Source organism: Chryseobacterium sp. YR221, from assembly GCF_900176315.1.
Taxonomy (GTDB): Bacteria; Bacteroidota; Bacteroidia; order Flavobacteriales; family Weeksellaceae; genus Chryseobacterium; species Chryseobacterium rhizosphaerae.
Genome location: NZ_FWXM01000002.1, coordinates 607,373 through 630,289, shown reverse-complemented (window position 1 = coordinate 630,289; position 22,917 = coordinate 607,373). Strand labels below are relative to the sequence as shown.

Here is a 22,917-nt window from a genome sequence, read left to right as displayed (position 1 = left end):
TGCTTTTTTTATATTTGTCAAAAAAATAGAAGTAATGCCGGGTAAATTTTTTTTAATATTTTTTTTATCGCTAACAGTCATTTGTCAGAGTTTCAGAGCTGAAAATGTACATCCTTACCATGTAGGTTCTGTAGAAATAAATTATAACTCAAAATCAAAAACATTTGAGGTGGCCGGAAGATTTTTCTTAGATGACCTGGAAAATGGATTGAGTAAGAAATATGGCGGTTCTTTTCATTTTAATGATGAGAAATACAAAGAAAGGCTGAACGAAGCTTTACAAAAATATTGTCTGGAATATTTCAGATTAAAGACCGATAACCGGTTTTTGAAAATCAGTTATATTGGGTATGAAGAAGATCAGGAATCCGTCAATGTCTTTCTGGAGTCAGAGCCGGTAGCGAATCCTAAGAAGATAGAAACAGCTGTCAGTTTTCTGTATAATCTGTTTGATGACCAGATTAATATTGTTCATATTATAATAGATGGTCAACGGAAGAGCGAAAAACTGTCCTATCCTAACCGGTATCTGTATAAACAGTTTTAAATTCCGATTATTCTATAAAAGATAAAAATATAACAGTTACAGTAGAATGTAGCTGTTTTTTTAGTTAACCTTCAAGCTGAAGTAAAGTATTGATACCTTTTGCATGAGCATGAAGGTCCGGAAAAAAATCATCATAACATTGCTGAAGCTTATCTTTATTCTTTAAAAAAGCTTCAAAAACAGGAATGTCTTTTTCCAGGTATTTAGCTTTATTAAGAACATTCTGGATACTGAATTTTATCCCCCAATCTTCACGGTAATTATAAAGCCAGTCATCATGCTCCATTTTTACCAGCATTTTTTTGAAATTCTCCGGAAGCCATTCCTGATGCTCATTCAATACCCTGTAGACCTTCAGTGAATGGGCTTTCCATTCCGCTAAAGAGTTTAGGGAAAGATCCGTGGCTACAAAATAATCCATGGAAACATCTACAAAGGCTCCGGCATATAATCTTACCAGGGGAGCAAATACTTTTTTTGCTTCGTGAATGGCCGGGTGGGAGTCTGTAAAGGTATCAATGGCTCTGTGCAAAGTAATCCCATCCTGAATTGTCTTTGGAAATGAAAAACGATCTTTATTCCGGATAAAATCTTCAAGAAATTGTCCTACGATCTGTCCGTCGGTAAAGGATAGAAAAGAATGAGCCAGATAATTCATATTTTAAAGGTAGGAATTAAATGTGAATGGAAAATGTTTCGTAGGTAAATACTTTTAAATTTAAAGCCCTTCCTGCTTTTTTCTAAATTCAGTAGGAGTCATTCCGGTCATTTTTTTAAAAATAGTATTAAAGGCTGTTTTAGAATTAAACCCGGATTCAAATGCAATTCCCAATACGGAAAGCTTTGTAAAAGACTCATTTGTTAACAACTTTTTAGCATGTTCTATTCTGTATTTATTAACGAAATGAAAGAAATTTTCATTAAAGCCATTGTTCAGAAGATAAGAAAGCTGATGGGCATTAATCTGGGCCAGGTCAGAAAGTTTCAGGAGATTAAGGTCACCATCCAGATAAGGTTTTTCCGTTTCCATTAAAACATTTAACCTCAGTTTCAGAGTTTCAAATTCATGATCGGAAATTAATTTCTTCCTTTCCGTCAGTTCTTGCTCATTTTCTATTTCTATGGCCAATAACTCATTCCGCTGTTCCTTGTTGGCAGGATAGATTTCCTGTTGGCGAAGCACATAATAAAGTGTACTGTAGACAATGAATAAAAACAACAGGTCCATAACCAGATGCTGATGCATTTTGTACACGAAAGTGTTAAACAATTCGTAACCGACTGTGATGATAATCGTTATAAAAAGCAGAAAACTTAATTTGATAAGCCATTGTAGATCAATATTCTCCGTGTTGGAAGAAATTGTTTTAATTCTTCTCTGATGTTTCCTTATTTTAAAATAAATGATAGCAATATAAGGCAGGTTATGAGAAACATCTATCAATAATACTATAATGCGGATGATCGGATTGTTATCAGAATAGAATAATAATATCCAATAGATAACAGGAATGATAAGGCAAACCAGATCTCTCGCTTTAAACCTATAATCAGGATTAATAAAAAAGACAACACTGAAGAATAAAAGTATGGGCGTAAATATCTGTACAGCGTATAGTGAATCAATAAAAAACGGCCCTGCAGGAATTCCGCAAAAACGTAAAATATCCAGGACCCAGTAGCTGGACCACAACAATAAAAACATTCCAAAAAAGAAATTGGCTTTCCTGTTGACCCTCATGGGATTTATCAATACCGTAAATGAGAGCAGGGTTAGCCCACCATAAAGCAATACCAGGACAAACTTCTGAATGTTTTCGAGTTGCATTTTTTATGTTTTACTAAAAAAGTCTTTCATGAAAATCTTCAATTTTACTTACTTCCTCAATCTTTATCCCGAATTTTCTTTTTGGAATTTTATTAAGATTGGAAACAAATATTTTCTCGTAGCCCAGTTTTTCAGCTTCCGTAATTCTCTGCTCAATCTGAGCCACCGGACGGATTTCTCCACTTAAACCAATTTCCCCGGCAAAGCAGAAGTGTTCGGAAATGGCAATATCTTCATTGGATGAAAGAACAGAGGCAATCACAGCCAGGTCAAGAGCCGGATCATCTGTTTTGATACCTCCGGTAATATTAAGGAAAACATCCTTAGCTCCAAGTTGAAAACCTGCTCTTTTTTCTAATACCGCCAACAGCATATTCAGCCTTTTCGAATCAAAGCCTGTTGAACTTCTTTGTGGAGTTCCATATACGGCTGTACTTACCAAAGCCTGGATTTCCAATAACATCGGACGGTTTCCTTCCAGAGTTACAGCAACTGAATTACCGGAAAGCTCTTCAAATTTCTTGGTAATCAGAATTTCAGAAGGATTTTTAATTTCCTTTAATCCCTGAGAGATCATCTCGTAAATTCCGATTTCAGAAGTAGATCCAAAACGGTTTTTATTGGCTCTTAGCAATCTGAAAAGATGATTCCTGTCCCCATCGAAGTTTAGAACTACGTCTACCATATGTTCCAGTACCTTAGGGCCGGCAATCTGACCGTCTTTGGTGATATGCCCTACCAGAAATACAGGTGTACTGTTTTCTTTGGCATATTTAATAATTTCATTAGAACATTCTCTGATCTGAGAAACTGTTCCGGGGGAACTTTCAATCAATTGAGACTGAAGAGTCTGAATAGAATCAATAATGATAAAATCAGGTTCCAGTTTTTTGGCTTCATGAAGAATCTTTTCCAATGATGTTTCGGTGAAAAGAAAACAGTTTGGATTTTGAACATCCGTAAGCCTGTCTGCCCTCATTTTAATTTGAGAAGCACTTTCCTCACCGGAAACATAGAAGACTTTTTTCTTCATTTTTAAGGCAAGCTGAAGTAGTAGTGTAGATTTTCCGATGCCGGGTTCCCCACCAATCAGGGTAACTGATCCTAAAACGATTCCGCCTCCCAGTACACGATTCAGTTCTTCGGAAGGGGTTTTTATTCTCGGTTCTTCACTGGTTTCCACTTCAATGATGTTGATCACATGCTGTTTGGTTTTGGAAAATGGAGGCGTCTTATGAGAGGGTTTTTCCACCACCTCTTCCACTAAAGTATTCCATTCTCCACAGTTTTTGCATTGTCCCATCCACTGAGAGTATTGAGAACCACAGTTTTGACAGAAATATGCTGTTTTCAGTTTTGCCATACTGCGAAGTTATAAAAAAATGCATTTTTTTTCCGAAGTTTTACTGGATTTAATAATAAAAACTAACATACATCAATGTCAGAAATATCTTTTATATATTAGCTTTGTCTAATTAAAATAGTAATATAAAATATAATTACAATGAAAAAAGTATTTTTATCCTTCGTATTCGCTTTATTAAGTGTGGCAGGTTTTGCACAAGGGAGCTGGACAATAGACCCTATGCATTCTTCTGTAAATTTTACGATTAAGCACATGGGAATCAGCTTTGTTCAGGGCAGATTCGATAAATTCAGCGGAACGGTAACTACAAAAGGGGCTAATCTTGAAAATGCAGCTTTCGATATTGCTGTGGAAGCTGAAACTATCAATACAGGAGTAGAGATGAGAGACAAGCATCTTAAAAGTGATGATTTCTTTGGGGCAGGTAAGTATCCTTCAATACTATTGGAAGGAACTTCTATCGTAAAAGATAAAAACGGCCCTTATACGTTAAAGGCAAAACTGACTATTAAAGATGTGCAGAAGGAAATTGCCATCCCTGTAACATTTGGTGGAATAACAAAAAATAAGAATGGGAAAGAAGTGATGGGACTGCAGGGAAAATTCACTATTAACCGTTTGGATTATAATATAAAATATGACCCTACCGGAACGGGAGTAGCAAAAGATGTTGATATCAACGTTTACCTTGAATTGGTAAAACAATAATTGTATATCATTTTAAATAAAAGGGTTTCCAATTCCATGGAAACCTTTTTTTGTTTTTATCATTCTAAAGGCTCTCAGCCTGAGAAATTTACTTTTCCTGAATAATAGATAATACGGCTGCAAAAATCATCAATTGGTATATGTTAACTCCTTGTGATTTGGATTGAATATGTATACTGAAGTAATGGTGGGTACTGCTTTTTGTGATTTGTTTATACTCAATATAAATATTTTTTTTAATCAGGTTTTATTATTGTTTGAAGGCTGTTTTAGTATTTTCAAAATCTAAAAGATTGCTTTGTGTTTCTTTTTCCCCTAACTTTGCACAAACCTAATCTAATGAGTAAAAAGAATACAAAGTACATCTTTGTGACAGGAGGTGTAACTTCATCTTTGGGAAAAGGAATCGTGTCTGCTTCTCTGGGACTATTGCTAAAATCACGCGGTTTTAACGTAACGATCCAAAAACTTGATCCTTATATCAATATCGACCCGGGAACATTGAATCCTTATGAGCATGGAGAGTGCTATGTAACCGAAGATGGTGCAGAGACGGATCTGGATTTAGGCCACTATGAGCGTTATCTTGATGCTCCTACTTCCCAAAATAACAACGTTACTACAGGAAAAATCTACCAGACTGTAATTGAAAAAGAAAGAAAAGGAGACTTCCTTGGAAAAACAGTTCAGGTGATTCCTCATATCACTAACGAAATCAAACGCAGAATTAAAATCCTTTCAAAACAGAACTACGATATCATCATCACAGAGATCGGAGGAACAGTAGGGGATATTGAATCTTTACCATACATTGAAACTGTTCGTCAGTTGAAATGGGAATTGGGAGAAAGTAATTCTATGGTTATCCACTTAACATTATTGCCATACCTGGCTTCAAGTGGAGAGTTAAAAACAAAACCATCACAACATTCAGTACGTCAATTGATGGAGAGTGGAATTATGGCTGATGTTTTGGTTTGCAGAACAGAGCATAAAATTCCTAAAGATCAAAGAGCAAAACTGGCACAATTCTGTAACGTTGCTTTGGAAAACGTTATTGAGTGTAAAGATTTGGAAACCATCTATGAGGTTCCAATGTATCTTCAGAAACAGAATTTTGATGATGTAGTATTGAAAGAACTGGATCTGAAAAGTGATAAAACAGCTGATCTTAAAGACTGGAAAAATTTCCTGAAGAAATTCCAGAACCCTAAAAAGAAGGTAGAGATTGCGTTGGTAGGAAAATATGTTTCCCTTCAGGATTCATATATTTCTATTGCTGAGGCATTTAAACATGCCGGTGCTGATCTTGAAACTGAAGTGAAGGTAAGATGGGTATACAGTGGAGATATTACAGAAGAGAATATTAAAGATGTTCTGAAAGGAGTGAACGGTATTCTTGTAGCTCCGGGATTTGGAGACAGAGGAATAGAAGGGAAAGTCCTTACTGCAAAATATGCAAGAGAAAACAAAATTCCTATGTTGGGAATCTGTTTGGGGATGCAGATCATGACGATTGAATTTGCAAGAAATGTTCTTGGACATACCAAAGCGAATTCAGTAGAATTTGATACAGCAACACCTGATCCTGTGATCTCTTTAATGGAAGAACAGAAAAATGTAATAGATAAAGGAGGAACAATGCGTCTTGGAGCATGGAAATGTGCTTTGAAAAGCGGATCCAAATTATTTGATGTCTACGGAAGCAAAAATATTTCCGAAAGACACCGTCACCGTTATGAATTCAACAGTGAATATCTTCAGGAGTTTGAAAAGAACGGCTTCCTTGCTACAGGTACAAACCCTGAAACAGGATTAGTTGAAGCTCTTGAACTTCCCGGTCACCCATTCTATGTAGGTGTTCAGTATCACCCTGAATATAAGAGTACGGTAGCAACACCACATCCTTTATTCAGAGCTTTCATTAAGGCTTGCGAAACATCTAAGTAGATCGTTTGGTATTTGGAAAGAATGTATAAGTACGTTACATTGTTCCCAATAAAGAATACTAAATGTCCGGATAAAAAGAAATAAGGTAAAATTTTATCATAAACGTCTTACTATAAACTCAGGCTGATTATTCTCAGCTTGAGTTTATTATATAGTAACGTAGTAAAGCATAGAGTTTTGATAAAAAAACAGTATTTTTGTCAGCTCAAAATTATGTACATATAAAGGTACATCCTAAGTTTAAAATTTTAATATAAAATAAAATGCAACAAAACAACGGAATCGATAAGAAGCAAATGATTAGTTTCGCGGTTTTATGCCTGGTTCTCTTCGGCTTTATGTTCTATTTCCAGAACAAGCAGGCGAAAGAAGAGCAGTTAAAAGCTGAGCAGCAGAAAACTGAACAGGTTAAAAACCCGGTAAAACAAACTCAGGCAAGTAATATCAATCCAAATGTAACTCCTGGTTCCATCCAGACAGCAAGTTTGTCTAACAAAGAATTGAATGTTGAATTCTCAAGTTTAGGAGGACAGGTTTCTAAAGTACAGCTTTCAGAATACAAAGCATATGACCATAAAACAGATCAGGCAGATCTTCCGCTTTATCTGATCAATAAAAATAACTCAAACTACGGATTCCAGTTTAAAGATAAAACAGGAAAGGTTGTCAACACTAAAGATTTAGTTTTTGCTCCTGCTGTCAATGGAAACGTAGTAACATTAACAGCTGATTATAACGGAGCCGTTATTCAGTTTATTTATACCTTACTTCCCAAATATACTTTAGATTTTAAAGTAAGAACACAGGGACTTTCTAAAATTACTTCTGACAATAAAGCAGACTTTATCTGGGATTATAGTGTAAGAAACTTAGAAAAAGGTAGAGCTCAGGAGCAGTCTCACTCAGAATTCTCTTATGCTTTCAATAATTATAAGGATTATGATTATGATGGAAGAACTACAATGGAGGAAGAAAAAGAAACCCTTAACTGGATTGGTGTAAAGCAGCAGTTTTTCACCTCTGTGATTGAGGCTAAAAATGGTTTCACACAGAGTAAAGGAAATCAGGAGTCAATTGAAGAGGGTGAGTATCTGAAAAAATTAAACTATGAAGGTTTTGTTCAGATGACGGGAAGTGAATTAAACCAAGATTTCACTTGGTACTTTATGCCCCTGGATCTGAAATTACTGAAATCTTATGATAAAAACTTTGATGAGATTTTACCATTAGGATGGTCTTTTATCGGATGGATGAACCGTGGATTCTTTATGCCGATGTATAACCTAATTGCTGATTGGGGATTAACAGCAGGCTGGGTAATCTTCCTAATGACCATTATTGTAAAATTAATCTTGTCTCCAATTATGTATAAGCAGCATAAGTTGAGTGCAATGATGAAAGTAATCCGTCCGGAAATTGATGAGGTGAATGCTAAGCTGAAAGATGCGGATCCTATGAAGAAACAGCAGGCTACTATGGAGGTTTACAGAAAAGCCGGAGTGAATCAGATGGCGGGATGTTTGCCTGCGTTGGTTCAGATTCCAATTTTCTATGCATTATTCCGTTTCTTCCCGAACTTTATTGATTTGAGAGGTCAGGGATTCTGGTTTGCAAAAGATTTGACAGCCTATGATGATTTGATCAAACTACCATTTAAAGTTCCTTTCCTGGGAGATCACTTGAGTATTTTTGCATTGGCATGTACTATTGTTATCTTGATTTATACGGTGATGACTTCAGGAAATATGCAGCAGCCTCAGCAGGAGGGAATGCCAAACATGAAAGTGTTGATGTATATTTTCCCAATTACATTCCTATTCTTCCTGAACACTTCAGCGTCCGGTCTTTCATGGTACTATTTTGTATCGAATGCGATCAACATTCTAATTATCCTGGTGATTAAGTATGTGATTCTGGATGAGAAGAAAATTCATGCTCAGATTCAGGCTAATAAAGAAAAGCCAAAAACGGAAGGTAAATTCCAGAAGAGAATGAGAGAAATGATGGAGAAAGCTCAGGACCAGCAAAAAGCTCAGGAGCAGCAAAGAAATAAAAAGAAATAGTCTTATATTATATAGGACTACAAAAAAGAGAAGCAGTTTAACTGCTTCTCTTTTTTTATGGCTATCATTGAATGTAATTCATTGAATATTGCATTTAATCATATTTCAATCGGAATGATTGTCTGTGGTGTTTTGTAGGGCCATGCTTTATCAAAGCTTCCTGATGCTTTTTTGTGGCATATCCAAAGTTGGTGTCCCAACCATATTCCGGATGCTGTTCATGCAGCTCTATCATTAATCTGTCTCTGTAGTTTTTGGCAAGTATTGAAGCGGCGGCAATGGACAGAACTTTTGAATCACCCTTGATGATACACTGATGAGGTATGAAGTTATAAGGATGGAATTTATTGCCATCTACTAAAATAAGCTCAGGAGTGATCGTTAATTTGTCTAGGGCACAATGCATGGCATGGATGCTGGCATTGAGGATGTTATGTTCATCAATGAATGAAGGAGGTAGTTCAGCAATAGCGTAGTTTTTTACGTTATCCTTGATGTAATTATCCAGCTCCATTCTTGTTTTAAAGGTTAATTTTTTTGAATCATTAACTAAATTTTGCTTAAAATTATCATCTAGAATTACTGCAGCAGCCACCACTGGTCCGCTTAAACAACCTCGTCCTACTTCGTCACATCCTGCTTCAATATAAGCGTCTGACCACCTATGTAATAATTGTGTATTTATATCCGCCATAAGACTGTAAAATTAGCAAAAACAAACCTATTAAACAGAGGTTTCATCTGTTTTTTGAAATTCTGAAAATAAATCATTTTTAAGTTCATGAATTAAAATAAATGATCGATAATAATATGATTTTTATGATTTGTCAAGAGAGTTTAAAATTGCTTTTTTTTAACCTAAAAACAATTTTACTTAATGGTACTATATTGGTGCTTTTGTTACGTTAATTTATTTATGATTTTTGTGATTTTTTGTTACGGTTGTAGCTTGTTGCTCGCGGTTTGTAGAATGTTTTTTCGAATTTTAAGATAAAAAAAAATAATATGCAATACATTGTATTGTTGGAGTTATTGCTTCTTTTAAAGATTGTTCATGTGTGTATATTATTTATTTACAGTATATTATGAGGTTTGTATATTTTAAATTTACATAGATAATGTCAATAATGACAATCGTTAGTATTTTTGGAAGAAAAATGTTTAATTTTTTTTTAATCTTTGTTAAAAAAAACAATTTTAACGTATTTTAATAATTTTTGTGCTTATTTATTTGAAAATTTTTGAACAGTTAATAATTTTTTAAGAATTTATTTTGTGTTGTTAATAAAGTTTTACAAATTTGTACGGATACAAAATTAAATTTGATATGAAGAAACTAACAACGAGTCTTCTTGTGGTGGTATTGTCTTCATCTGTTGCTATTGTAAGTGCTCAACAGAAGAAAAATGATACCGCTACGCAGACTAAAGAGATTGAGGGTGTAGTGGTGACTGCATTAGGTATTAAGAGAGAAAAGAAAGCTCTTGGATATGCCTCTCAAGAAATCAAAGGGGACCTTATTTCTGATGCAGGGCAAACTAATGCTGTAAGTGCATTGTCGGGAAATGTTGCGGGGGTACAGGTTACAGCACCTTCTTCCATGGGAGGTTCTACCAGAATTACCATGAGAGGTATTAGTTCGGTTACCGGAGAAAACCGACCTTTAATTGTTATTGATGGGATTCCTTTAGATAACTCAAACGTTAACAGTGTAGATACTCAGAGAGGAGCAGGAGGTAGAGATTACGGAGATGCAACTTTTGACATCAACCCGGATGACATTGAAAGTGTAACGGTTTTGAAAGGAGGTCCTGCAGCAGCACTATACGGATATAGAGCGGGTAACGGAGCGATCATCTATACCACAAAATCAGCTAAAAAAGGTAGAACGGAAGTTACACTTAATACAGGTGTATCTTTTGAATCAATCTACATCAGACCCAAATTACAAACTCAATATGGAGGAGGTTTAGAATCTGAACTTCCTACAGCAGATATTAATGGTCAGACCTATAATATTACAGAATTCGGAACAGACGAAAGCTGGGGCCCAAGATACAATCCTAATTTACTATATTTAGGTTGGAATTCATTTGACCCTGAGTTCAGTAATGATTATATGAAACTGAAAAAATGGGTAGCTCCTAATAAAGATGTTGATGACTTCTTTAGAATGGGAACTACATATACCAATAACTTCTCAGTTTCTAAATCATTTGAGAATACCAACGTAAGATTATCTTATACCAATACTAAAATTAACGGTATTGTTCCTAATTCAGAAATTAAGAAAGATAACTTCAGTTTAAATGTTAGCTCAAAATTATCAGACAACCTTAAGGCAGATGCTGTTTTCAATTATGTACATACAGCAGGTTTCAACAGACCGGAACAAGGATATGGAGATAATTCAGTAGCACAGAAGTTTTATCAGTGGGGACAAAGACAGTTAGATTTTTCAGAACTGAAAGATTATAAACTGGCTAACGGAATGCAGAGATCTTGGAACAGAACTGCTTGGGATGATGGTACTCCTAACTTCTCAGATAACCCATACTGGACTATTTATGAAAATACGTCTGATGATAGCAGACACAGATTCTTTGGAAATGCAGGGTTAACCTATAATTTCTCTAAGAAGGTATATGTTTCAGGAAAAGTATATGGAGATACATATTCTCAGCAGATCAGATCAAGAGTTGCTGTTGGTTCAGCAGCACAATCAGGATATACTATCCAGAAAAGAAATAACTCTGAATTCAACTACGAAGGTAGAATTCACTATAACGATAATTTCGGTGATTTCAGTTTAAATACATTTGCCGGATTCAACATTATGGATCGTAAATGGGATATTTTAGAAGGTAGATCTGTAGGGGGATTAATTATCCCTGGCTTATATAACCTTGCTAATAGTAAGGAAGCTCCACGTGCATCTAACGCTTCTTACCATTTAGGAGTACGCAGTGTATTTGCATCCGTTTCATTAGGATATAAAGACTTTTTATTCTTAGAAGGAACAGGAAGAAATGACTGGTTCTCTATGCTTAATGAAGATCAGTTTTATCCTTCAGTAACCGGTAGTTTCGTGTTCTCCAAAATTGCTAATGTAGACTGGATCTCTTTTGGTAAATTAAGAGCGGGATGGTCAAGAATTGCAGGAGGTTCAGATCCTTATATCAGAGGAACGTATGCATCGATAGAGACTCCGTTTGGAGGAAGCCCTGTATACTCTATGCCTAACACTAAAGGGGAGCCAATGATCAAACCAGAGATCAAGACTACAAAAGAGATCGGTTTGGAAATGAACTTCTTTAAAAACAGATTTGGATTTGACTTTACGTATTATGACGTAAAATCTACGGATTTGATTATTCCATTGCCAATTGATCCGGCTACAGGATATGGATTCAAGAGAATCAATGCCGGGGAAATGACCAACAAAGGTATTGAAGCTATGGTAAATATTACGCCTATCAGAAGCAGTGATTTCTCATGGGATTTTACCTGGAACTTTACAAGAAACAGAAACAAACTTGTTGATCTACAAGGAAGTCTTCAGAATTATATCTTAACTACTGCACCGTTCAGAGTACAGCTTGCTGCTCAGGTAGGATATTCTTACGGAGTAATCTTAGGAACTGATTATGTATATGATGCTGCTGGTAATAAAGTAGTAGATGCTACAGGTCGTTATAAAGCTTCTGAAATTAAACCTTTAGGTTCTGTACTGCCTGATTACAATATGGGATTCAGAAACTCATTTAAGTATAAGAGCTTCGGGTTGTCATTCTTAATTGATGTTCAGCAGGGAGGTAAATACTTCTCAACAACTAATATGTGGGGGATGTCTTCAGGTATGCTTGAAGAGTCTGCACTTGGAGGAAACAGAGAAGCTGGAATTACTCTTCCGGGAGTTAAAGAAGATGGTACTCCAAATGACATTCATTTAGATGCAACAACATGGGGGAAATCATTTTATAACACTGTTGATGCACAAAACGTTTTTGATGCAAGCTACATTAAGCTAAGAGATGTTACATTATCTTACGATTTACCAAAATCTTTCATTGGGAATTCTATTCAGGGAATCAGAGTATCTGCTTTTGCAAGAAACCTGTTTGCTTGGAATTTAGCTAATAAAGGAATTGATCCGGAGAATACAGCTTATGGATCAGGAAATATTCAGGGAATAGAAGGAGGTTCGTTACCATCTACAAGGGTATACGGAGTTAATGTAAACTTTAAATTTTAATCACAATGAAAAAGATATTTTCAATACTAACACTGGCAGGTTTGTCTCTCGCTCTTAATAGCTGTGCAGATAAATTTGAAGAAATAGATACCAATCCAAACTCTACGGAGAATCCGTTACCAACCGGATTATTCAACAATGGAAACAAAGAGTATATGGATTATACAAGAGATGGTTGGGTGTCAGGAAGAATGATGTTGCCGTTTATTCAGTATTCAGCTCAAAGACAGTATACTGAAGAAGACAGATACCAATACAGACTTACTACAGGTACACAATTATGGACAAGAACCTATTATGTGGCTCAGGATTATAAAAAGATCATTGATCTGAATACTGATCCGGCTACTAAGGCTCAAATGGCTAATTATGGAGCTAACGCGAACCAGATTGCAGCATCCAGAATTATGTTATCTTATGTATTTGCTAATTTAGCAGATGCTTTCGGAGATATTCCATATTGGTCTTATGGAAATAAAGATGCAGATTTCCAGGCATTAAATGTTGATGCGAATTTACAGCCTAAATTTGCTACTCAGAAGAAAGTATATGCAGACATCTTAAAAGAGCTTAAAGAGGCTTCTGAAATGATCGACGGTACTCAGGATGTTATCCTGACAGATGGAGATCAATTGTTTGGCAGCCCTGCTAAATTGAAGACATTTGCGAACTCACTGAGATTAAGAATTGCAACCCGAGTAAAAGGAGTAATTCCAGGAGCGGAAGCTCATATTGCTGATGCTATTGCTTCAGGAGTAATGACATCTAATGATGATACTGTTGGATTAACATATGAAAATAACTTAGTGAATCCATCTCCGTTCTTTGCAACCTATATTGAAAGATCAGATTTTGCTATTTCGAAGACTTTCGTACAGCTGCTTAAAGGAGAAAAAGGTAATTTTGGAGTGGATCCAAGAATCTTCAAATATGCTTCTCCAACTTCTGTAAAAGCTTCTAATATCAGAGCTCAGAATATGGTTGAAGCTACAGATATCAGCCAGATCAAAGGAATGCCATATGGAGTACCAACTACCTTGGCTACCAGTCAGGCGGCTTCATCAAGTTACTTCGGTAAAAGTGTTTTAAAGCCTGGTTATACTGAAATCTTTATGGAGTATGCAGAAGTAGAATTCTTATTAGCAGAAGCTAATGGATGGTCACAAGATCATTATGAAAAAGGAGTTAGAGCATCTATGGAAAGATGGGGTGTTCCTACTACTGATATTGATACATTTGTTGCTGCTCTTCCGGCAGCTAGCAAAGCTAATGTAATGAATCAGAAGTATGTAGCGTTATTTATGCAGCCTAACGAAGCTTGGTCAGAATACAGAAGAACAGGATATCCTAATACATTATTGTTACCTGGACAAACAGCTGACTTGAATGTACCTTCTGCAGCTGGGCAAACAACATACACGTTTACTTCGCTTATTGCAGGATTAACAGATGTACCAACAAGAATCTTCTATCCAACAACAGTTCAGACGTTAAATACAGCGAACTATCAGGCAGCTTCTGCTTCTATTGGTGGAGATCAAATGAACACAAAATTAATATGGGATACCAATTAATATTGTAAATATATTTATAATACACATTCAGTTAACATTCATATCAAAACCGCCTTTGGGCGGTTTTTTTATTTAATATTAGGAATTGTTTTTTCATTATTAAGCAATTAGTAGTGGTGCTTACTCTCATTTTCCACTAAATGATTGTTGATTTTTTATTGATTTTTTGTCTGTTGTATTTTTTTTATGACAATTTAAGGGGTAGTTATTTAAAATCATTTTATGAATTTCAATTTTTGATAAATATATATAAGAAACTTTATTTTATTGTTTATTAATTGGTTTTTTAACTTAAAATATTAATTAATGCACATGTTTTATCGTTTTATATTGAGTATTTTATATTTTTTTAATTTTTTTTCTTTGACTTGTTTAGAAGGTTTTACAAATTTGTACGGATACAAAAATTAAAATCTGATTATGAAAAAACTAACAACGAGTCTACTCGTAGTAGTATTATCTTCATCCGTTGCTATTGTAAATGCCCAACAGAAGAAAAATGATACCACCACGCAGACTAAAGAAATTGAGGGTGTAGTGGTGACTGCATTGGGCATTAAGAGAGAAAAAAAGGCTCTTGGATACGCTTCTCAAGAAATCAAAGGGGACCTTATTTCTGATGCAGGGCAAACTAACGCTGTAAGTGCATTATCTGGAAATGTTGCAGGGGTTCAGATTACTGCTCCATCGTCTATGGGGGGATCTACAAGAATTACAATGAGGGGGATCAGTTCTGTAACTGGTGAAAACCGTCCGTTAATTGTAGTGGATGGAGTTCCTCTAGATAACTCAAACGTTAACAGTGATGATACTCAAAGAGGGGCTGGAGGTAGAGACTACGGAGATGCAACTTTTGATATTAACCCTGACGATATTGAAAGTGTAACCGTTTTAAAAGGAGGACCAGCAGCTGCTTTATATGGGTATAGAGCTGGAAATGGAGCGATTATCTATACTACAAAATCAGCTAAAAAAGGAAGAACTGAAGTTCAGCTTAATACTGGTGTTTCATTTGAATCTATTTACATCAGACCAAAATTACAAAACCTATATGGAGGTGGTTCAGAATTAGCACTGCAAACTCAGGAAATAGATGGGATAACGTATAATCTTCCTGAATTTGGAACAGATGAAAGCTGGGGTCCTAAATATAATCCTAATTTATACTACTTAGGATGGGATTCTTTTGATCCTGAGTTTCCGGATCAATATATGAAGCTTAAACAATGGGTTGCTCCTAGAAAAGATGTTGATGATTTCTTTAGAGTGGGAACAACTTATACCAATAACATTTCTGTTGCTAAGTCATTCGAAAATACAAATATAAGATTGTCTTACACCAATACAAAAATTAACGGTATTGTGCCAAATTCTGAAATTAAGAAAGATAATTTCAGTATAAATATTAACTCCAAATTAACGGACAATTTAAAAGCTGATGCAGTTTTTAATTATGTGCGTACCGAAGGCTTCAACAGACCGGAACAAGGATATGGAGATAACTCTGTAGCACAGAAGTTTTATCAGTGGGGGCAGAGACAGCTTGATTTTTCTGAACTGCAAAATTATAAATTGCCGTCAAACGGAATGCAGAGATCATGGAATAGAACATCATGGGATGATGGTACTCCGAACTTCTCTGATAACCCTTACTGGACGATTTATGAAAATACATCTGCTGATACCAGAAATAGATTCTTTGGAAATGCTGGGTTGACGTATAACTTTTCTAAGAAAGTATATGTTTCTGGTAAGGTATATGGAGATACCTATTCACAAACCATCTCCTCAAGAGTGGCTATTGGATCAGCTGCACAATCTCAATATAACCTTAGAAAAAGTAATAACTCTGAATTCAACTATGAAGGAAGACTACACTATAATGATAATTTCGGAGATTTCAGTTTAAATACCTTTGCAGGATTTAATATTATGAACCGTAAGTGGGATATCATGGAAGGGAATTCTGTTGGGGGATTAATTATTCCTAATTTATATAATTTATCTAACAGTAGAGAAGTTGCACGTGCACGTAACTCATCTTTTCACTTGGGGGTACAAAGTTTATTTGCATCAGTTTCTGTGGGATATAAAGACTTTTTATTCTTAGAGGCTACAGGTAGAAATGACTGGTTCTCTATGCTAAATGATGATCAGTTTTATCCTTCAGTAACCGGTAGTTTCGTGTTCTCTAAAATTGCTAATGTAGATTGGATCTCTTTTGGTAAATTAAGAGCAGGATGGTCAAGAATTGCAGGAGGTTCAGATCCTTATATCAGAGGAACTTTTGCAACTATTGGAAATTCATTCTGGGGAAGCCCAATTTATTCTATGCCTGCTACTAAAGGAGAGCGAGACCTTGCTCCTGACTTGAAAACCACTAAGGAAATTGGTTTAGAAATGAACTTCTTGAAAAATAGAGTAGGGTTTGATTTTACTTACTATGATGTGAAAACTACAAACCTGATTCTTCCGTTACCAATTGATCCTGCCACAGGATATGGATTCAAAAGAATCAATGCCGGAGAGATGACCAACAAAGGTATCGAAGCTACGGTAAATATTACTCCTATAAAAACTGCTGACTTCTCATGGGATTTTGCATGGAACTTTACGAGAAACCGAAACAAGCTTGTAGAATTGCAGGGTACTCTTGATAATTATATCCTTACTAATGCTCCGTTCAGAGTACAGTTAGCTGCTCAGGTTGGATATTCATACGGTACAATCCTAGGAACTGATTTTGTATATGATGCCAATGGTAATAAGATCGTAGACGAAACTGGTCGCTATAAAGCATCAGCGATTAAGCCTTTAGGTTCAGTACTTCCTGATTATAATATGGGATTCAGAAACTCATTCAAATATAAAAGTTTTGGGTTATCATTCCTGATTGATGTTCAGCAGGGTGGTAAATATTTCTCAACAACTCACATGTGGGGAATGAATAATGGTATGCTTGAAGAAACGGCTCTTGGAGGAAACAGAGAAGCTGGCGTGATTCTTCCAGGGGTTAAAGAAAATGGTGCACCTAACGATATTCTGCTGGATGCTCCAACTTGGGGTAAATCATATTATAATACCGTTGATGCGCAGAATGTTTTTGATGCAAGTTACATTAAGCTAAGAGACATTACTTTATCTTATGATCTTCCAAAATCATTTATAGGTAATTCTATCCAAGGTATCAGAGTATCAGCATTTGCAAGAAATCTTTTTGCATGGAATCTTGCCTTCAAGGGAGTTGATCCGGAGAATACTTCTTATGGGTCAGGTAATATTCAAGGGTTAGAAGGTGGTTCTTTACCATCTACAAGGATGTATGGAGTTAATGTGAATTTTAAATTTTAATTACAATGAAAAAAATATTTTTTATAATAGCACTAGCAGGTTTGTCTTTAGCATTTAACAGCTGTGCAGAAAGGCTAGATGAAATTGATGACAATCCGAATTCTACAGAGAATCCTCTGCCAACCGGATTATTCAATAACGGGAACAAAGAATATATGGACTATACGAGAGATGGTTGGGTATCAGGAAGAATGATGTTACCATTTGTTCAATATTCTGCTCAAAGAATATATACTGAAGAGGACAGATATCAGTACAGGCTCACTACAGGAACTCAGTTGTGGACAAGGACCTATTATGTAGCACAGGACTATAAGAAAATTATTGATCTGAATACTGATCCAGCATCAAAAGTTAAGATGCTTACCTATGGAAGTAATGAAAATCAGATTGCTGCAGCAAGAATTATGTTATCTTATGTGTTCGCTAACTTGGCAGATGCTTTTGGGGATATTCCTTATTGGTCTTATGGTAATAAGGATGCTGATTTCCAGGCATTAAATATTGATGCAACATTGCAACCTAAATTTGCTACACAGCAAAAAGTGTATGCAGATGTCTTAAAAGAGCTTAAAGAGGCTTCGGAAATGATTGATCTTTCTACATCAACCGTTTTTTCTGAAGGTGACCAATTGTTTAAAAGCCCGGCTAAGCTTAAGAAATTTGCAAATTCATTAAGATTGAGAATTGCAACCCGAGTAAAAGGTGTAGTTCCGGGAGCAGAGGCACATATTGCAGATGCTATCGCTTCAGGAGTAATGACTTCTAATGATGATACTGTGGGCTTAACTTATGAAAGTAACTTGGTTAATCCATCACCATTCTTTTCAACCTACATTGACAGATCTGATTTTGCTGTTTCAAAGACTTTTGTTCAATTGCTTAAAGGAGAATCTGGAGTTTTTGGGGTAGATCCTAGAATTTTTAAATATGCAGCTCCAACAACGGTGACAGCAACTGATATTAGACAGCAGACAATAGCAGAAGCTTCAGATATTAGCAAAATCCAAGGAATGCCTTATGGTGTGCCATCTACATTGACCTCAAGTCAGGCAGGTACCTCAAGTTACTTTGGTAAAAATATCCTAAAACCTGGTGCTACCGAAGTATTCATGGAGTATGCAGAGGTTGAATTCTTACTATCAGAAGCGAATGGCTGGTCACAGGATCATTATGAAAAAGGTGTGAAAGCATCTATGGAAAGATGGGGAATTGATGCCGCTAAAGCCAATACATTTGTAGGTGCGCTTCCTGCAGCGAGTAAGGCTAATGTAATGACACAGAAGTATATTGCATTATTTATGCAGTCTAATGAGGCTTGGTCAGAATATAGAAGAACCGGATACCCGAATACATTGTTATTGCCTGGACAAACGGCTAATCTTAACAAGCCATCCGCAACGGGGGTAACTACCTATACATTTACGTCACTTATTGCTGGCTTAACAGATGTACCAACCAGAATTTTCTATCCAACTACTGTGCAGACATTAAATACAGCGAATTATCAAGCTGCGTCTGCTTCTATCGGAGGAGATAAAATGGATACCAAATTAATTTGGGACAAAAATTAATATCTTTAACAACATTCATATTATACCGCCTTCGGGCGGTTTTTTTGTTTTTATAAGTTTGTATTTTAGATTCTTAAAATGATTTTTTTTAGTAAAAAAAATATTTCTTTTTATGATGAATTATTATTATATTTAAGTTCACAATAAAATAAATAATATGAAAAATTTGAAAAAAATGTCAACACAAGAATTAAAAACAATTCTGGGTGGGGCTGCACCTGAGTGGTGTGTTGGTCCTGGTGGATGTTGGGATCATAAAACAAAAAGCTGTTATCCAGCTGGACAATGTCCTTAATGTAATCTAAAAAAAAATGAATTCTCTTCTAATACTAACTCAGTATTCAACAAAATTAAACGTTGAAGAGTATGTCTAAAAATGACATGGTATTAGTCTTAGAAAAAGATCTATTGGAAAACCGCCGAAATGCGGTTTTTTTAAGTATACAATAAAAAGAGGTCTCAAAAGACCTCTTTTTTTATTTTTATTCACCTTTGCACTTTATTGAGAATGGTAAGCAGGCGCCCCAGGCTTGACATTGTCTGTAGCCGTCAGGACAGGTTCCCCATGGTTCGCAGCAGGGAGCATTTCCTCCATTGATCTTTTTAAGTTCTGTTTTAGAGATTTTTCTTGAATTTTTCATGATATATTTTGTTTTAATTAGTAAAATAAATATATGAAAATTATCGATAATTTGTTGCTTTTCAGTGTAATAATGTGAAAAATAAATTAAATAATTGAAACTCTCTGATCTTGGTATATAGGGTTGTCTTTTTTATTTCACTAAATTTGTACTTCAAATTTTTGAGATGAAGTAAGGCTATTCCACGTGGCCTTTAAAAAAGTAATATATACACATGAATATTAAAGATATTATAGAAGGGAAACTTTCAGAGGTTATTTTAAATGTATATCAATTAAAAGACATTAAGCTGGAAGTTCAGGAAAATAAAACGGAATTTGAAGGTGACTTTACCATTGTTACTTTTCCGTTGGTAAAACAATTAAAGAAAAATCCGGAAAGCATTGGAGTTGAATTGGGAGAGGCTTTAACGGAACAATCAGATTTATTTGAAAGCTTTAATGTAGTAAAAGGTTTTTTGAATGTTAAAGTTATAAATCAGTTGTTTGTGGATAACTTCAGATCCGTAAGCAATAGTTTTTCAACCATAGAAAAGAAAAATGCTACGGTAATGGTAGAATATTCTTCACCAAATACTAATAAGCCTTTACACTTGGGGCATATCAGAAATAATTTATTAGGATTTTCTGTAGCTCAGATCTTAAAAGAAGCAGGTTATGATGTGATCAAAACGCAAATTATCAACGATAGAGGAATTCATATCTGTAAGTCGATGTTGGCTTGGGAGAAATTCGGAAATGGTGAAACACCGGAAACGACTCATACTAAAGGAGATAAATTTGTAGGAAACTACTATGTGGAATTTGATAAAAACTACAAAAAAGAAATTGCAGATCTTGTAAGCCAGGGAGCAGGAGAAGAACAGGCAAAGAAAGAGGCTCCAATGATCAAGGAAGCTCAACAAATGCTTTTAGACTGGGAAAATGGAGATGAAACGGTGAGAAATCTTTGGGCAGAAATGAATTCCTGGGTATACAAAGGATTCAATGAAACCTATAAAAGATTAGGTGTTGATTTTGACCAGGTTCAATATGAAAGCAATACTTACCTCTTAGGGAAGGATCTTATTCAGCAAGGTTTGGATAATGGAGTTTTATATCAAAAAGAAGATGGTTCGGTTTGGTGTGACCTTACGGATGAGGGGCTTGATCAGAAGTTATTATTACGTTCTGACGGTACATCCGTTTATATGACACAGGATTTAGGAACTGCCGTTGAACGTTTTAAACAAAGCGATATCAAGAAGCTGATCTATACTGTAGGAAATGAGCAGGATTACCACTTCCAGGTTTTATTTAAGATTTTAAAGAAACTGGGATATGAATGGGCAGACCAGCTGTATCACCTTTCTTACGGAATGGTAGAACTTCCTGAAGGTAAAATGAAGTCTCGTGAAGGAACTGTAGTAGATGCTGATGACCTGATGCAGGAAATGTATGAAACTGCAAAATCTAAGGCTCAGGAGCTTGGGAAACTGGAAACTCTTTCAGAAGAAGATAAAGAAGCTTCTTATGAAACAGTAGGACTTGGAGCATTGAAATATTTTATGCTAAAAGTAGACCCTAAGAAAAAAATGCTTTTCAATCCTGCCGAAAGTATCGATTTCAATGGAAATACAGGGCCATTTATCCAGTATACTTATGCACGTATTCAGTCATTGTTATCTAAGGCGGACTATATCCAGAAAGACACAGCTGATGTAGTTTTCAATCAATCTGAGAAAGAACTGATTATGCAGTTGACCAACTTTAAAACTGTAGTAGCCAAATCAGCAGAAACACTAAGTCCTGCTTTAGTAGCCAATTATGTATATGATCTTGTGAAAGCATACAACTCTTTCTACCAGAATAATCCCATCCTGATTCAGGATGATGAAAATATAAAACAATTCCGTCTGAATGTTTCAGACCTTACAGCCAAGACCATTAAAAAGTCTTTAGCGCTTCTGGGAATCGGAACCGTAAACAGAATGTAGAAAATAATAAGCCTCCTGAATTTCAGGAGGCATTTTTTTTGTAAATATATAAGTTGAGATCAGAAATCTTTATACAGAATTACCCCTCAAAATTTCACATCACGAACCCCGTGCCTCGTATCCCTTACCCTGAATTATATCTATCCTACAATTTATCACTCTCACCATGCATCTGCTTAAGGCTATCTGCGTATAGTTTCGCTGCACTCCATCTTGCATGCTTGGAAAGAACCACCTTGTATCCTTTTTTGTATGTGTAGACTTTGGTGAATTTGGCCCCGAAAAATATCAACATACAGGAATAATTAATCCACATCATAATCAGAATCACGGTTCCCGCAGCTCCAAAAGTGGAGGTTGGTTTTACCTGGCTGAAATAAAGGCTTAGTAGAAATTTTCCTAATGTAAATAGAGCTGTTGTTAAAAAAGCACCTCTCCATACAGATTTCCAGGAGATCAGTACATCAGGGAGAACCTTAAACATTAGGGCAAACAAAAGCATGACAAGTCCGAAACCTACAGCAAAGTTCACCAGTTCTACAAGCATATAAGTTTCAAAACCGAAATATTGCGTAATGATTTTATTAAAAAGACTGATCAGAGAAGATAAGATCATCGTGATCATCAGTAAAAATCCCAGGATAAGGATCATTCCCAGAGAATTGGCCCGGTCCAGTAAAAATTTGAGTAGCGCCTTTTTAGGAGCAGCTTCTACATCCCAAAGTGCATTTAGGGAATGCTGAAGCTGAAAGAAAAGGGTTGTAGAACCAAAAACAAGAGAGCCTACTCCTACTGCTTTCATAAAAATGTTTTTTTTATCAATAAGGGCTCCAGCCAGCATCCCTTCAATACTTTTGGCCACGTCAGGTCCCATAATACCGCTGATTTGAGTACTTATCTGTCCACGTATAGCTTCTTCACCGAAAAAGTTTCCCAATACCCAGATAATAATAATTAATAATCCCGGGATAGAAAAGATGGCATAATAGGCCAGACTTGCCGAGTCTTTTGACGCAGAAGAACTGTTCCATTCTGTAAATGTTTCCTTTAAAACCTCCCAGAAAAATTTTATATTATTTATCATA

At 35.7% G+C, this 22,917-nt stretch carries 16 protein-coding genes; 10 read left to right on the top strand and 6 right to left on the bottom strand.

Annotation, left to right across the window (positions count from 1 at the left end):
- Window positions 1-34 precede the first annotated feature (34 nt).
- The gene (locus tag B8967_RS07795) at window positions 35-547 is read left to right on the top strand and encodes a DUF6702 family protein (protein WP_047493268.1); all 513 of its coding nucleotides are present in this window, start codon (window positions 35-37) and stop codon (window positions 545-547) included.
- A 64-nt stretch (window positions 548-611) separates the two neighbouring features.
- Here the strand turns inward: B8967_RS07795 and B8967_RS07790 are convergent, their stop codons facing one another.
- From B8967_RS07790 to radA, 3 genes are read right to left on the bottom strand one after another with little or no spacing between them, the layout of a single operon-like run.
- Complete coding sequence (locus B8967_RS07790; protein WP_084085556.1) at window positions 612-1,205, bottom strand: acyl carrier protein phosphodiesterase; 594 nt, start codon at window positions 1,203-1,205, stop codon at window positions 612-614.
- 60 nt (window positions 1,206-1,265) lie between these two features.
- On the bottom strand, window positions 1,266-2,375 hold the full coding sequence (locus tag B8967_RS07785) for a helix-turn-helix domain-containing protein (RefSeq protein WP_084085554.1): 1,110 nt from the start codon (window positions 2,373-2,375) through the stop codon (window positions 1,266-1,268).
- A gap of 13 nt (window positions 2,376-2,388) precedes the next feature.
- Window positions 2,389-3,738, bottom strand: a complete 1,350-nt coding sequence (radA, locus tag B8967_RS07780; RefSeq protein ID WP_047493277.1) for a DNA repair protein RadA — start codon at window positions 3,736-3,738, stop codon at window positions 2,389-2,391.
- Window positions 3,739-3,879: 141 nt separating this feature from the next.
- Here radA and B8967_RS07775 point away from each other — a divergent pair, with 141 nt between their 5' ends.
- The 3 genes from B8967_RS07775 (at window position 3,880) to yidC (ending at window position 8,462) form a co-directional block, all read left to right on the top strand.
- On the top strand, window positions 3,880-4,449 hold the full coding sequence (locus B8967_RS07775; protein ID WP_047493281.1) for a YceI family protein: 570 nt from the start codon (window positions 3,880-3,882) through the stop codon (window positions 4,447-4,449).
- Between the two features lie 339 nt (window positions 4,450-4,788).
- Window positions 4,789-6,399 carry a CTP synthase gene (locus B8967_RS07770; RefSeq protein ID WP_047493284.1) on the top strand — a complete coding sequence of 537 codons (1,611 nt, stop codon included), beginning with the start codon at window positions 4,789-4,791 and terminating at the stop codon, window positions 6,397-6,399.
- Window positions 6,400-6,662: 263 nt separating this feature from the next.
- The gene (gene yidC / locus B8967_RS07765) at window positions 6,663-8,462 is read left to right on the top strand and encodes a membrane protein insertase YidC (RefSeq protein ID WP_047493288.1); all 1,800 of its coding nucleotides are present in this window, start codon (window positions 6,663-6,665) and stop codon (window positions 8,460-8,462) included.
- Between the two features lie 94 nt (window positions 8,463-8,556).
- Here yidC and B8967_RS07760 read toward each other — a convergent pair whose 3' ends face one another.
- Window positions 8,557-9,156, bottom strand: coding sequence for a ribonuclease HII (locus B8967_RS07760; protein ID WP_047493291.1), 600 nt, complete (start codon window positions 9,154-9,156; stop codon window positions 8,557-8,559).
- 633 nt (window positions 9,157-9,789) lie between these two features.
- Here B8967_RS07760 and B8967_RS07755 point away from each other — a divergent pair.
- The 5 genes from B8967_RS07755 (at window position 9,790) to B8967_RS22440 (ending at window position 19,511) form a co-directional block, all read left to right on the top strand.
- Complete coding sequence (locus B8967_RS07755) at window positions 9,790-12,717, top strand: SusC/RagA family TonB-linked outer membrane protein (RefSeq protein WP_084085552.1); 2,928 nt, start codon at window positions 9,790-9,792, stop codon at window positions 12,715-12,717.
- Window positions 12,718-12,722: 5 nt separating this feature from the next.
- A complete protein-coding gene (locus B8967_RS07750) occupies window positions 12,723-14,291 on the top strand; it encodes a SusD/RagB family nutrient-binding outer membrane lipoprotein (RefSeq protein WP_084085550.1) in 1,569 nt (522 codons plus the stop codon).
- Between the two features lie 420 nt (window positions 14,292-14,711).
- Window positions 14,712-17,642, top strand: coding sequence for a SusC/RagA family TonB-linked outer membrane protein (locus B8967_RS07745; protein WP_084085548.1), 2,931 nt, complete (start codon window positions 14,712-14,714; stop codon window positions 17,640-17,642).
- A gap of 5 nt (window positions 17,643-17,647) precedes the next feature.
- Window positions 17,648-19,216 (top strand): SusD/RagB family nutrient-binding outer membrane lipoprotein, encoded by a 1,569-nt coding sequence (locus tag B8967_RS07740; RefSeq protein WP_084085546.1) that lies wholly within the window; start codon window positions 17,648-17,650, stop codon window positions 19,214-19,216.
- A gap of 157 nt (window positions 19,217-19,373) precedes the next feature.
- A complete protein-coding gene (locus B8967_RS22440; protein ID WP_179140040.1) occupies window positions 19,374-19,511 on the top strand; it encodes a bacteriocin-like protein in 138 nt (45 codons plus the stop codon).
- Window positions 19,512-19,698: 187 nt separating this feature from the next.
- Here the strand turns inward: B8967_RS22440 and B8967_RS22435 are convergent, their stop codons facing one another.
- Entirely contained in the window at window positions 19,699-19,857 is a 159-nt protein-coding gene (locus B8967_RS22435) for a bacteriocin-like protein (protein ID WP_156126093.1), read from the bottom strand.
- A 214-nt stretch (window positions 19,858-20,071) separates the two neighbouring features.
- Between B8967_RS22435 and argS the strand changes: the two genes are divergently transcribed.
- On the top strand, window positions 20,072-21,832 hold the full coding sequence (gene argS / locus B8967_RS07735) for an arginine--tRNA ligase (protein WP_084085544.1): 1,761 nt from the start codon (window positions 20,072-20,074) through the stop codon (window positions 21,830-21,832).
- Between the two features lie 145 nt (window positions 21,833-21,977).
- Here argS and B8967_RS07730 read toward each other — a convergent pair whose 3' ends face one another.
- The gene (locus B8967_RS07730) at window positions 21,978-22,916 is read right to left on the bottom strand and encodes a YihY/virulence factor BrkB family protein (RefSeq protein ID WP_047493319.1); all 939 of its coding nucleotides are present in this window, start codon (window positions 22,914-22,916) and stop codon (window positions 21,978-21,980) included.
- Between the last annotated feature and the right edge of the window lies 1 nt (window position 22,917).